The following is a 13,497-nucleotide window of genomic DNA, read 5'->3' on the forward strand; positions in this document are numbered from 1 at the left end:
AGTCGGCAGGACGGCGGACGGGACCGCTTCCTGGAGCTATACGGGCTTTCACCCTCAAGGAGAAACTCATGCGGCGTGGCATAGCGGCCACCGCGCTGGTGGCGTCCTTCGCCCTCGCGGCGACGGCCTGCGGCGGGGACGACAGCGGCAGCGACAACTCGTCCGGGCCGGTCACCATCACCTGGTGGGACACCTCCAACGCCACCAATGAGGCGCCCACGTACCAGGCCCTGGTCAAGCAGTTCGAGGCCGCCAACAAGGACGTCAAGGTCAAGTACGTCAACGTGCCCTTCGACCAGGCCCAGAACAAGTTCGACACCGCCGCCGGCGCCTCCGGCGCGCCCGACGTGCTGCGCTCCGAGGTCGGCTGGACCCCCGCCTTCGCCAAGAAGGGCTACTTCCTGCCGCTGGACGGCACCGACGCCCTCAAGGACCAGGCCAAGTTCAAGCCGAACCTGATCGAGCAGGCCAAGTACGAGGGCAAGACGTACGGCGTGCCGATCGTCACCGACACGCTCGCGCTGGTCTACAACAAGGACCTCTTCGCGAAGGCCGGCCTCACCGCCGCCCCGAAGACCTGGGACGAGCTGAAGACCGCCGCCGCCACGATCAAGGCGAAGACGGGCGTCGACGGCTACTGGGGCTCCGCCACCGCCGGCTACTACGCCCAGCCCTTCCTCTACGGCGAGGGCACCAACACCGTCGACGCCGACGCCAAGAAGATCACCGTCAACTCGGCGGCGGCGAAGAAGGCGTACGGCACCTGGCTCGGCCTGTTCGACGGCAAGGGCCTGCACAAGGCCGACACCACCGCCGACGCCTACGCCCACATCCAGGACGCGTTCGTCAACGGCAAGGTCGCCGCGATCATCCAGGGCCCCTGGGAGATCACGAACTTCTACAAGGGCAGCGCGTTCAAGGACAAGGCCAACCTCGGCATCGCCACCGTCCCGGCCGGTTCCACCGGCAAGGCGGGCGCCCCGACCGGCGGCCACAACCTCTCGGTCTACGCCGGCTCCGACAAGGCCCACCAGGCCGCCGCGCTGAAGTTCATCAACTTCATGACCTCCGCGTCGTCCCAGGCGACCATCGCCCAGAAGAACTCCACGCTGCCCACGCGCGACGACGCCTACACCGCCGCCGTCAAGGCCGACCCGGGCATCGCCGGCTACGGCGCCGTCCTCGCCTCCGCCCAGCCGCGCCCCGCGCTGCCGGAGTACAGCTCCCTGTGGGGTCCGCTCGACACCGAACTGCCCAAGATCGCGGGCGGCAAGGAGAGCCTCGACAAGGGCCTGAGCAACGCTGAACTCGCCATCGCCAAGCTGGTGCCGGACTTCAGCAAGTGAGCCCCGCGTGGCCGTCGGATCTCCCGCTTGACGGTGGGGGGAGGGATCCGGCGGCCACCGGCCTGTGAGCCGTACACCCCCTCGAAGATCCAGCGTGAAGATCCAGAAGGTGTCGAACCATGACAGTCGCCATCGACCGCGCGACCGGCAAGCGCCGCGGTGACCGTGAGCCGAGGCCCGGGCCGGGCACCCGCCTGAAGCACGGCTACCACAAACACTGGTACGCGTACGCGATGATCGCGCCGGTGGCGATCGTCCTCGGCGTCCTCGTCCTGTACCCCCTGGTGTACGGCCTCTACCTGACGCTCACCGACGCCAACAGCCTCAACACCGCGCGCACCATCGGCGTCAACCACATCGACGCCACCTACAAGTTCATCGGCCTCGACAACTACGCCGACATCCTGTGGGGCCCGACGGCCTACGACCGCTTCTGGTCGCACTTCATCTGGACGATCGTGTGGACGGTGGCCTGCGTCACCCTGCACTACACCATCGGACTCGGCCTGGCGCTCCTGCTCAACCAGAAACTGCGCGGACGCACCCTGTACCGGCTGATCCTGGTGCTGCCGTGGGCCGTGCCCACGTTCGTCACCGTTTTCGGCTGGCGTTTCATGCTCGCCGACGGCGGCGTCATCAACACCGTGCTCGACGCCCTGCACCTGCCGTCACCGCAGTGGCTGGAGGACACCTTCTGGCAGCGGTTCGCCGCGATCATGGTCAACACCTGGTGCGGTGTGCCGTTCATGATGATCTCGCTGCTCGGCGGCCTGCAGGCCATCGACGCCTCCCTCTACGAGGCCGCCGAGATGGACGGCGCCGGCGCCTGGCAACGGTTCCGGTACGTCACCTTGCCGGGCCTGAGGTCCGTCAGCTCCACCGTCGTCCTGCTCGGCGTCATCTGGACGTTCAACCAGTTCGCCGTGATCTTCCTGCTGTTCGGCACCACCGCGCCGGACGCGCAGATCCTCGTCACCTGGGCGTACTACCTCGGCTTCGGACAGCAGCCGCGTGACTTCGCACAGTCCGCCGCCTACGGCATCCTGCTGCTGGCCATTCTGATCGTCTTCACCTCGTTCTACCGCCGCTGGCTGAACCGCAACGAGCAGCAGCTCGCGATCTGAGGCAGGAGTTCCCATGAGTACCACCACAGCCGAGACCTCCGCCCCCCTGAGCGAGCAGCGCTCCGCGAAGACCCCCCGCCCGGCCCGGCGCCGCGGCGAGAACAGCCTCGCCGGCTCCCTCGCCTCGCACGCCGTCCTGATCGGCGCGAGCCTGATCGCGCTCTTCCCGATCGGCTGGCTCGTCTATCTGTCCCTCGGCCCGGACAAGGACGACTACCTGCACCCGGGCGGCATCTGGGACAAGATGACGTTCGACAACTACACGTTCGTCCTCGAACACACCAAGTTCTTCGACTGGTTGAAGAGCTCCCTCATCGTCACGCTCGGCACCACGGCCATCGGCGTGCTCATCGCCGCCACCACCGGCTACGCCGTCTCCCGCATGCGTTTCCCCGGCTACAAGAAGTTCATGTGGGTCCTGCTGGTCACCCAGATGTTCCCGGTCGCCGTGCTGATGGTCCCGATGTACCAGATCCTGTCCGACCTGAAGCTCATCGACAACTACCTCGGCCTGATCCTCGTCTACTGCACGACGGTCATCCCGTACAGTGCCTGGCTGCTCAAGGGGTACTTCGACACCATCCCCTTCGAGATCGACGAGGCCGGACGCGTCGACGGGCTCACCCCCTTCGGCACCTTCTTCCGGCTGATCCTCCCGCTGGCCAAGCCCGGCCTCGCGGTAGCCGCCTTCTACAACTTCCTCACCGCGTTCAGCGAGGTCGCCTTCGCCTCGACGTTCATGCTCAGCGACGACAAGTACACGCTCGCCGTCGGGTTGCAGTCCTTCGTCAGCGAGCACGACGCCCAGCGCAACCTCATGGCCGCGACCGCCGTGCTGATCGCGATACCCGCCGCAGTGTTCTTCTACCTCGTGCAGAAGAACCTGGTGACCGGCCTCACAGCGGGCGGCACGAAGGGCTGACCGCCGGTCGAGCCGCGAGGGCCGTGGGTTGTCCGCGGCGCCGTCGTGGCCGGTCGCGCCCCGCGGCGGAGCCGCACAGCGATACAGTCCCGCGCCCCTGTGGGCGAGGGGCTTCGCCCCTTCGCCCACCCCCACACCCGAGACGGCCGCGGTGCCCTCCCCCAGAGGGGGGACCCCAGACCCCGCTGTCACCGCGGCCGTCTCGTCATCATCGTTACGCACATCCGACCCAAGGACGCCATGAGCCAGCAGCACTCCGCCATCGCCCCGGCCCTCCACCGCGCCGAAGCCAAGCGCAGCGACTGGTGGCGGGACGCGGTGATCTACCAGGTGTACCCGCGCAGCTTCGCCGACAGCGACGGCGACGGCATGGGCGATCTGGAAGGCGTACGCTCCCGCCTCCCGTACCTGCACGACCTCGGCGTCGACGCCGTGTGGCTCAGCCCCTTCTACGCCTCCCCGCAGGCCGACGCCGGCTACGACGTCGCCGACTACCGGGAGGTCGACCCCATGTTCGGCAACCTCCTGGACGCCGACGCCCTCATCCGCGACGCCCGCGACCTGGGCCTGAAGATCATCGTCGACCTGGTCCCCAACCACTCCTCCGACCAGCACGACTGGTTCAGGCGAGCGGTCGCGGAGGGCCCCGGCTCGCCGCTGCGCGACCGCTACCACTTCCGCCCGGGGAAGGGGAAGAACGGCGAACTCCCGCCCAACGACTGGGAGTCCATCTTCGGCGGCCCGGCCTGGACCCGGATCACCGAGCCGGACGGCACACCCGGCGAGTGGTACCTCCACCTCTTCGCCCCCGAGCAACCCGACTTCAATTGGGAACACCCGGCCGTCGGCGACGAGTTCCGCTCCATCCTGCGCTTCTGGCTCGACATGGGCGTCGACGGCTTCCGCATCGACGTCGCCCACGGCCTGGTCAAGGCGGCAGGCCTCCCGGACCTCGGCACCCACGAACAGCTCAAGCTGCTGGGCAACGATGTCATGCCGTTCTTCGACCAGGACGGCGTCCACGAGATCTACCGCCAGTGGCGGTTGATCCTCGACGAGTACTCCGGCGAGCGCATTTTTGTGGCGGAGGCCTGGACGCCGACGGTGGAACGCACGGCGAACTATGTCCGCCCCGACGAACTCCACCAGGCCTTCAACTTCCAGTACCTGAGCACCGACTGGGACGCCAAGGAACTGCGGACGGTCATCGACCGCACCCTGGAGGCGATGCGTCCGGTCGGCGCCCCGGCCACCTGGGTCCTGTCCAACCACGACGTCACCCGCCACGCCACCCGCTTCGCCAACCCGCCCGGCCTCGGCACCCAGATCCGCACGGCGGGCGACCGCGAGCTCGGCCTGCGCCGCGCCCGGGCGGCCACGCTGCTGATGCTGGCGCTCCCCGGCTCGGCGTACGTCTACCAGGGCGAGGAACTCGGCCTCCCGGACGTCGTCGACCTGCCCGACGAGGTCCGCCAGGACCCCGCCTACTTCCGCGGCGCCGGCCAGGACGGCTTCCGCGACGGCTGCCGCGTCCCGATCCCGTGGACCCGCGAGGGCACGTCGTACGGCTTCGGCGACGGCGGCAGCTGGCTGCCCCAGCCGGCCGGCTGGGGCGAGCTGAGCGTCCAGGCCCAGGACGGCGTGGCCGGTTCGACCCTGGAGTTGTACCGCTCGGCCCTGCGCCTGCGCCGCTCCGAGCCCGACCTGGGCGCGGGCGAGGCGGTGGAGTGGCTGAAGGCCCCGGAGGGCGTCCTGGCCTTCCGCCGAGGGGAGTTCGTGTGCGTCGCGAACACGACGGGGGAGTCGGTGCGCATCCCGGCGTACGGCCGTGTCCTGCTCGCCAGCGGCGAGGTGGCCCGGACGGACGACGAGGCGAAGGTGCCGGCCGACACGACGGTGTGGTGGACCACGGCCTGACGTCCTTCTCCCGGCCGGACACGACCCGGGCCCGCCGTTCCCCTCGCGCTCTCCTGGGAACGGCGGGCCTTCGTACTGCACCGCGGGCGGCCAGGAGCCACCATGGAGTGAGGGGGCCGCGGCCCGTTCGCCGGGCCGGTGGACCCTGGTGCGAGGGAGGACGTGGGCATGCCCGAGCTGCCGGACGTCGAGGGATTCCGGAGGGTGCTCCGGGACTGTGCGAAGGGCAGGACGATCCAGCACGTCGAGGTGCTGGACACGGGCGTGCTGCACGAGGTGAGCGTGCGGCGGCTGCGTGACGCGCTGGAGGGCCGGCGCTTCACCGAACCGGAGCGGCACGGGAAGTGGCTGCTCGCCCGCACCGGCGGCCCCACCCTCATGCTGCACTTCGGCATGACCGGGCAACTGCTCTGCGCCGACCCCGACGACCCGGCCGGGGCACACGACCGCGTCCTGTTCACCGTGGCCCGCGACCGGCAGCTGCGCTACCGCGACCAGCGCAAACTCCGGGGCCTGTGGCTGGCCGACGACGAGTCCGAGGTCGCACGGCTGCTGGGCGGCCTGGGCCCGGACGCGCTGACGGTGGACCGCGACGACTTCGACGCCGCGCTCACCGCGCACCGCGGCAGCGTCAAGACCGTCCTCACCGACCAGAGCGTGCTGGCCGGACTCGGCAATCTGCTGGCGGACGAGATCCTGTGGCGCGCGAGACTGCGCCCCACCAGCCGGGCGAGCGAGCTCGACGAGGCCGACCTCGGCCACCTGTACACCCACATGCGCCGCACCCTGCGCTCCGCGGTCACCGCCGGTCGCGTCCCGCCCCGGGACTCCTGGCTCACCGGCCACCGCGACGACCCGCACCCCGTCTGCCCGCGCTGTGGCGGCCCCCTGCGCCGGACCCGCACGGCGGGGCGCGGAACGGTCTGGTGCCCGCGGTGCCAGTAGCGCGCGCCCGGGACGTCACTCCCTGACTTTCTTGCAGATCTTTCACGCACACCGCTGCCCTTTTGGCCGCCGGACCCTTAACATCACGCCACCGCAAGGTTTCTGAAATATTTCAGCAAGAGCCTTCAATGGAGAAGGAACCCCACATGGCAAGCAGCAGATCGCTTTCGGGCGCCCTCGCCCTCGCCGCGGCCGCGGCCGCCGTCCTCGCCCCCGGCACCTCCACGGCGTACGCCACCCCGCCCGGCGTCAAAGACGTCACCGCCGTCCTCTTCGAGTGGAACTTCGCCTCGGTCGCCAAGGAGTGCACCAACACGCTCGGCCCGGCCGGCTACGGATACGTCCAGGTCTCCCCGCCCGCCGAGCACATACAGGGCTCGCAGTGGTGGACGTCGTACCAGCCTGTCAGCTACAAGATCGCGGGTCGGCTGGGCGACCGTACGGCGTTCCAGAACATGGTGAACACCTGCCATGCGGCCGGTGTGAAGGTCGTCGTCGACACGGTGATCAACCACATGTCGGCGGGCAGCGGCACCGGGACCGGGGGGTCTTCGTACACGAAGTACGACTACCCCGGGCTGTACTCCTCCTACGACTTCGACGACTGCACGAGCCAGGTCACCAACTACGCCGACCGCTGGAACGTCCAGCACTGCGAACTCGTCGGCCTCGCCGACCTGGACACCGGCGAGGAGTACGTCCGCAAGACCATCGCCGGGTACCTGAACGACCTGCTCACCCTCGGCGTCGACGGCTTCCGCATCGACGCGGCCAAGCACATCGACGCCGCCGACCTCGCCAACATCAAGTCGCGGCTGACGAACCCGAACGCGTACTGGAAACAGGAGGTCATCTACGGCAGCGGAGAGGCCGTCCAGCCCACCGAGTACACCGGGAGCGGGGACGTCCAGGAGTTCCGTTACGCCTACGACCTCAAGCGCGTCTTCAACAACGAGAACCTCGCCTACCTGAAGAACTACGGCGCGGGATGGGGCTACCTGAGCAGCTCCGTCGCCGGCGTGTTCGTGGACAACCACGACACCGAGCGCAACGGGTCGACCCTCAACTACAAGGACGGGGCGAACTACACGCTGGCCAACGTCTTCATGCTCGCGTACCCCTACGGCGCCCCGGACATCAACTCCGGATACGAGTGGTCGGACACGGACGCCGGTCCGCCCAACGGCGGTGCGGTCAGCGCCTGTTGGCAAAACGGGTGGAAGTGCCAGCACGCCTGGCCGGAGATCCTGCGCATGGTCGCCTTCCGCAACGCCACCCGGGGCGCGGCGATGAGCGACTGGTGGGACAACGGGGGCGACGCGATCGCCTTCGGCCGGGGTGCGAAGGGGTACGTCGCCATCAACCACGAGTCGAGCGGCCTGACGCGCACGTACCAGACCTCCCTGCCGGCGGGAACGTACTGCAACGTACAGAGCAACACGACCGTCACGGTGAACTCCGGCGGGCAGTTCAGCGCCACCCTCGGCGCCAACACGGCCCTCGCGATCTACGCGGGCAAGGCCACCTGCTGAGAAGGTCCCGGTGAAACTTCTTGCCGTGGATTGCAAGGCTCTTGCTGTAAACCTTTCGTCAGCGATACGGTCACGCGGGCGCCCGGCGACGAAGCCGTCCCGCGGCGTCGGGGTCGGACCCAAGAGAGCCGTCATCGCAAGGAGTTCCCGCCTGTGATACCGAGTTGGCCGGCGCCCCCGACGCGCCGCACCGCACCACCAGCCGGACGGGTCGCGGCCGTCACCGTGGCCGCGCTCGCCGCAGCCCTCGTGCAGCCCCTCGCGGCCCACGCGGACAGCCCGCCCCCGCCGCCCTCCGACGCGAAGCTGGCCTCGGCCCCCGCCCGGCACGACGACACACGCGAGCAGTTCTACTTCGTCATGCCGGACCGTTTCGCCAACGGGGACTCCTCCAACGACACCGGCGGCCTGACCGGATCCCGTCTCACCACCGGTTACGACCCCACTGACAAGGGCTTCTACCAGGGCGGCGACCTCAAGGGCCTGACCCGGCGCCTCGACTACATCAAGGGCCTCGGCACCACCGCCATCTGGATGGCCCCGATCTTCAAGAACCAGCCCGTGCAGGGGACGGGAAACAACGCCTCCGCCGGTTACCACGGTTACTGGATCACCGACTTCACCCAGGTCGACCCGCACTTCGGCACCAACAAGGACCTGGCAACCCTCATCTCCAAGGCGCACGCCAAGGGCATGAAGGTCTTCTTCGACGTCATCACCAACCACACCGCCGACGTCGTCGACTACGAGCAGAAGTCCTACGACTACCTCTCCAAGGGGGCGTTCCCGTATCTGACGAAGGACGGGGAGCCCTTCGACGACGCGGACTACGCGGGCGGCGCCGCCGGCGCGAACGGCGGCAGCAAGTTTCCCGCCGTCGACGCCGACTCCTTCCCGCGCACCCCGAAGGTCCCTGCCGCGAAGAGGAACGCCAAGGTCCCGTCCTGGCTCAACGACCCGACGATGTACCACAACCGCGGCGACTCGACCTACGCCGGTGAGTCGACGACGTACGGGGACTTCTCCGGGCTCGACGACCTGTGGACCGAGCGGCCCGAGGTCGTCAGCGGGATGGAGAAGATCTACCAGCGGTGGGTGCGGGACTTCCGGATCGACGGCTTCCGGATCGACACCGTGAAGCACGTGAACATGGAGTTCTGGACCCAGTGGGCGACGGCTCTAGACGCCTACGCGGCCAAGCAAGGCCGGGACGACTTCTTCATGTTCGGCGAGGTCTACTCCGCCGACACCTCGATCACGTCCCCGTACGTCACCCAGGGCCGCCTCGACGCCACGCTCGACTTCCCGTTCCAGGAGGCGGCGCGGAGTTACGCCTCCCAGGGCGCCAGCGCGCGCAAGCTGGCCTCGGTCTTCGCCGACGACTACAAGTACACGACCGACAAGGCCAACGCGTACGAGCAGGTCACCTTCCTCGGCAACCACGACATGGGCCGCATCGGGTACTTCCTGAAGCAGGACAATCCCAAGGCCACGGACGCGCAGCTCCTCGCCAAGGACAAGCTCGCAGCCGAGCTGATGTTCCTCAGCCGCGGCAACCCGGTCGTCTACTACGGCGACGAGCAGGGCTTCACCGGCTCCGGCGGCGACAAGGACGCCCGCCAGACGATGTTCGCGTCCAGGACGGCCGACTACCTCGACGACGACGAGATCGGCACCGACCGCACCCACGCGAGCGACGCCTACGACACCGGCGCCCCGCTCTACCGGCACATCAGCGCCCTCGCCAAGCTGCGCAAGGCGAACCCCGCCCTCGCCGACGGCGTCCAGACCGAGCGCTACGCGGCCGACGGCCCCGGCGTCTACGCCTTCTCCCGCAACGGCGTCGGCAAGGACGCCACCGAGTACGTCGTCGCCTTCAACAACGCGGCCACGGCGACGGAAGCGACCTTCGAGACCGGTACCGCGAACACGGCGTTCCGCGGGATCTACGGCACACGGGCAACAGTCACGGCCGGCGCCGACAAGAAAATCACGGTAACCGTTCCGGCGGACTCGGCCATCGTCCTCAAGGCCGCCCGCAAGCCGCCCGCCCCCACCACCGCGCCGACCCTCGCCCTCCACGCCCCCGCCGCCGGCGCCACCGGAACGGTCGAGCTGACCGCCGAGGTCGGGGGAGGCGGGCAGCTCAACCGGGTCGTCTTCGCCGCCCAGGTCGGCAACGGCAGGTGGCAGACCCTCGGCTCCGCCGACCACGCCCCCTACAAGGTCACCCAGACCGTCGACAAGCGCGTGCCGACCGGAACCGCCCTCCGCTACAAGGCAGTTGTCATCGACGCGGCCGGACGCACGGCGAGTGCCACCGCGAGCTCCGCCACCGGTACCCCGCCCGCCGAGGAGACCCCCACCGCCTCCTCCCGCGACTACGCGATCGTCCACTACAAGCGCACCGACGGCGACTACACCGACTGGGGCCTGTACGCCTGGGGCGACCTGGCCGACGGCGAGGCAACCACCTGGCCGGACAGCCATCCCTTCGTCGGCCGTGACGCGTACGGCGCCTTCGCCTACGTCAAGCTGAAGCCGGGTGCGTCAAGCGTCGGCTTCCTCGTCATCGACAAGCAGGGCGACAAGGACGTCTCCGCCGACCGCACGATCGACGTCACGAAGACCGGCGAGATCTGGATCGAGCAGGGCAAGGACACCGTACGCACCCAGAAGCCGGACGACCTTCCGGCTCAGGACGCCACGAAGGCCGTCCTGCACTACCACCGCGCCGACGGGAACTACGACGGCTGGGGTCTGCACGTCTGGACCGGCGCCACGCACCCCACCGAGTGGTCGAACCCGCTGAAGCCGGTGCGGACCGACGCCTACGGCGCCGTCTTCGAAGTGCCGCTCACCGCCGGTGCCACGAGCCTCAGCTACATCCTCCACAAGGGCGACGACAAGGACCTTCCCACCGACCGGTCGCTGGACCTCACCGCGAGCGGCCACGAGGTGTGGCTGCTGAACGGCCAGGAGAAGTACCTGCTCCCGCAGCCGGCCGGCTCCGCCGCGGCCCTGGACCCGACCACCTCCAAGGCGGTCTGGATCGACCGGAACACGGTCGCCTGGAACGGCTCCGACGCCGCCGCCTCCACCCAGCTGCTGTACAGCCGGGACGGCTCGATCGCCGCCGCGGACGGCACACTCACCGGGGCCGCCAAGTGGCTGCGGCTGACGAAGACCGCCCTCACCGACGCCCAGAAGGCCAAGTACCCGCACCTCAAGACCTACACCGCCTGGTCCGTCGACCCGCGCGACCGGAACCGGGTGCGCGAGGCCCTGAGCGGTCAGATCGTCGCCTCCCAACGGGCCGCGAACGGCGCGGTGCTGGCGGCGACGGGCGTGCAGATCGCGGGCGTGCTCGACGACCTCTACGCCGGCGCGACCCGGGCGCGCCTCGGCCCGACCTTCCACAACGACCGTCCCACGCTGGCCGTTTGGGCCCCCACGGCCCAGCAGGTGGCACTGGAGCTCGACGGCTCCACCATCGCCATGCGGCGCGACGACACCACCGGCGTCTGGTCCGTCACCGGCCCCGCGTCCTGGAAGAACAAGCCCTATCGGTACGTCGTGACCGTGTGGGCGCCCAGCGTCGGCAAGGTCGTCGTCAACAAGGTCACCGACCCCTACGCGGTGGCCCTCACCGCCGACTCCGGGCGCAGCCTGGTCGTCGACCTCGACGACAGATCCCTCGCGCCCAGCGGCTGGTCGAGCCTGGCCAAGCCCAAGGCCGTACCGCTGAGGGACGCCCAGATCCAGGAGCTGCACATCCGGGACTTCTCCGTCGCGGACACCAGCGTGCCGGCCAAGGACCAGGGCACCTATCTCGCCTTCGCCGACAAGAACAGCGACGGCTCGAAACACCTGCGGGAGCTCGCCGAGTCGGGCACGTCGTACGTCCACCTGCTGCCCGCCTTCGACATGGCCACCGTCCCCGAGAAGAAGGCCGACCGGGCGACCCCCGACTGCGACCTCGCCTCCTACCCGGCCGACTCCGACAAGCAGCAGGAGTGCGTGGCGAAGACCGCCGCGAAGGACGCCTACAACTGGGGCTACGACCCGTACCACTACACGGTCCCCGAGGGCTCGTATGCGACAGACCCGGACGGCACCGCCCGTACGGCCGAGTTCCGCCGGATGGTCAAGTCGCTGAACGAGGACGGCCTGCGGGTCGTCATGGACGTCGTCTACAACCACACCGCGGCGAGCGGCCAGGCGGCGACCAGCGTCCTGGACAAGGTCGTGCCCGGCTACTACCAGCGGCTGCTCGCCGACGGGTCCGTCGCCAACAGCACCTGCTGTGCCAACACGGCGACCGAGAACGCCATGATGGGCAAACTGGTCGTCGACTCGATCGTCACCTGGGCCAAGGAGTACAAGGTCGACGGGTTCCGCTTCGACCTCATGGGACACCACCCGAAGGCCAACATCCTCGCTGTGCGGCGGGCGCTCGACGCGCTGACCCTCGCCAAGGACGGCGTCGACGGGAAGAAGATCATCCTGTACGGCGAGGGCTGGAACTTCGGCGAGGTCGCCGACGACGCCCGGTTCGTGCAGGCAACGCAGAAGAACATGGCCGGAACCGGTATCGCGACCTTCTCCGACCGCGCCCGTGACGCCGTGCGCGGCGGCGGCCCCTTCGACGACGACCCGGGCGTCCAGGGCTTCGCGTCCGGTCTCTACACCGACCCCAACTCCTCGACCGCGAACGGCACTTCGGCGCAGCAGAAGGCGCGACTGCTGCACTACCAGGACCTCATCAAGGTCGGCCTGACCGGAAACCTCGCCGCCTACCGTTTCACCGACACCGACGGCCATGACGTCACCGGCGCCGAGGTCGACTACAACGGCGCCCCGGCCGGGTACGCGGACGCGCCCGGCGACGCCCTCGCCTATGTCGACGCGCACGACAACGAGTCCCTGTTCGACGCCCTCGCCTACAAACTGCCGGCCGGCACCGCCGCGTCCGACCGCTCCCGTATGCAGGTCCTCGCCCTGGCCGCCGCCGCCCTCTCCCAGGGGCCCGCGCTGTCCCAGGCGGGCACCGACCTGCTGCGCTCCAAGTCCCTGGACCGCAACTCCTTCGACAGCGGTGACTGGTTCAACGCGGTCCACTGGAACTGCGCCGCCGGCAACGGCTTCGGGCGCGGGCTGCCGCCGGCCGCCGACAACGCGGCCAAGTGGCCTTACGCCAAGCCCCTGTTGACCACCGTCGGCGTGGGCTGCCCGCAGATCACCGCGACCTCCGCCGCCTACCAGGACCTGCTGCGGATCCGCACCACAGAGCCGGCGTTCTCCCTCCGGACGGCCGCACAGGTGCAGTCGGCACTGTCCTTCCCGCTGTCCGGAAAGGACGAGACACCCGGCGTCATCACCATGGAACTCGGTGACCTGGTCGTCGTGTTCAACGCGACGCCGACCGCACAGAAGCAGACGGTCGGCACACTCGCCGGCACGGGATACCGGCTGCACCCCGTGCAGGCGTCCGGCACGGACACCACCGTCAAGACCTCGTCGTACGAGGTGACATCGGGCACCTTCGCCGTGCCGGCCCGGACCGTGGCGGTGTTCTCGCGCACGAAGCCCTAGAAGCACGCCCCGGGAGTACATCCAGGCCGTACGCCCTGTGGGTACGCCCTGGACAAGGGCATTACCTTGGTGGAGCAGGCCTTGAACCAGGCCTGCTCCATCGGCGAGTCCGAGAG

7 protein-coding genes are annotated in these 13,497 nt (G+C 69.2%); all 7 read left to right on the forward strand.

What is annotated here, in order from left to right; genetic code table 11:
• The first annotated feature begins 68 nt into the window (after positions 1-68).
• The 7 genes from B5557_RS32390 (at position 69) to pulA (ending at position 13,381) form a co-directional block, all read left to right on the forward strand.
• Entirely contained in the window at positions 69-1,346 is a 1,278-nt protein-coding gene (locus B5557_RS32390; protein ID WP_079662774.1) for an extracellular solute-binding protein, read from the forward strand.
• A 119-nt stretch (positions 1,347-1,465) separates the two neighbouring features.
• On the forward strand, positions 1,466-2,470 hold the full coding sequence (locus tag B5557_RS32395; RefSeq protein ID WP_079662775.1) for a carbohydrate ABC transporter permease: 1,005 nt from the start codon (positions 1,466-1,468) through the stop codon (positions 2,468-2,470).
• A gap of 13 nt (positions 2,471-2,483) precedes the next feature.
• Entirely contained in the window at positions 2,484-3,392 is a 909-nt protein-coding gene (locus B5557_RS32400; protein WP_079662776.1) for a sugar ABC transporter permease, read from the forward strand.
• Between the two features lie 240 nt (positions 3,393-3,632).
• The gene (locus tag B5557_RS32405; protein ID WP_079662777.1) at positions 3,633-5,309 is read left to right on the forward strand and encodes a glycoside hydrolase family 13 protein; all 1,677 of its coding nucleotides are present in this window, start codon (positions 3,633-3,635) and stop codon (positions 5,307-5,309) included.
• 168 nt (positions 5,310-5,477) lie between these two features.
• A complete protein-coding gene (locus B5557_RS32410) occupies positions 5,478-6,254 on the forward strand; it encodes an Fpg/Nei family DNA glycosylase (protein ID WP_079662778.1) in 777 nt (258 codons plus the stop codon).
• Positions 6,255-6,400: 146 nt separating this feature from the next.
• Positions 6,401-7,786, forward strand: coding sequence for an alpha-amylase (locus B5557_RS32415; RefSeq protein ID WP_079662779.1), 1,386 nt, complete (start codon positions 6,401-6,403; stop codon positions 7,784-7,786).
• A 153-nt stretch (positions 7,787-7,939) separates the two neighbouring features.
• Complete coding sequence (gene pulA / locus B5557_RS32420) at positions 7,940-13,381, forward strand: pullulanase-type alpha-1,6-glucosidase (protein WP_079662780.1); 5,442 nt, start codon at positions 7,940-7,942, stop codon at positions 13,379-13,381.
• The last annotated feature ends 116 nt before the right edge of the window (positions 13,382-13,497 follow it).

This window comes from Streptomyces sp. 3214.6, assembly GCF_900129855.1.
Taxonomy (GTDB): Bacteria; Actinomycetota; Actinomycetes; order Streptomycetales; family Streptomycetaceae; genus Streptomyces; species Streptomyces soliscabiei.

Coding starts and splice junctions, on each gene's coding strand:
- B5557_RS32405 (WP_079662777.1), top strand. CDS start 3,633: ATGAGCCAGCAGCACTCCGCCATCGCCCCGGCCCTCCACCGCGCCGAA.
- B5557_RS32415 (WP_079662779.1), top strand. CDS start 6,401: ATGGCAAGCAGCAGATCGCTTTCGGGCGCCCTCGCCCTCGCCGCGGCC.
- B5557_RS32390 (WP_079662774.1), top strand. CDS start 69: ATGCGGCGTGGCATAGCGGCCACCGCGCTGGTGGCGTCCTTCGCCCTC.
- B5557_RS32400 (WP_079662776.1), top strand. CDS start 2,484: ATGAGTACCACCACAGCCGAGACCTCCGCCCCCCTGAGCGAGCAGCGC.
- B5557_RS32410 (WP_079662778.1), top strand. CDS start 5,478: ATGCCCGAGCTGCCGGACGTCGAGGGATTCCGGAGGGTGCTCCGGGAC.
- B5557_RS32395 (WP_079662775.1), top strand. CDS start 1,466: ATGACAGTCGCCATCGACCGCGCGACCGGCAAGCGCCGCGGTGACCGT.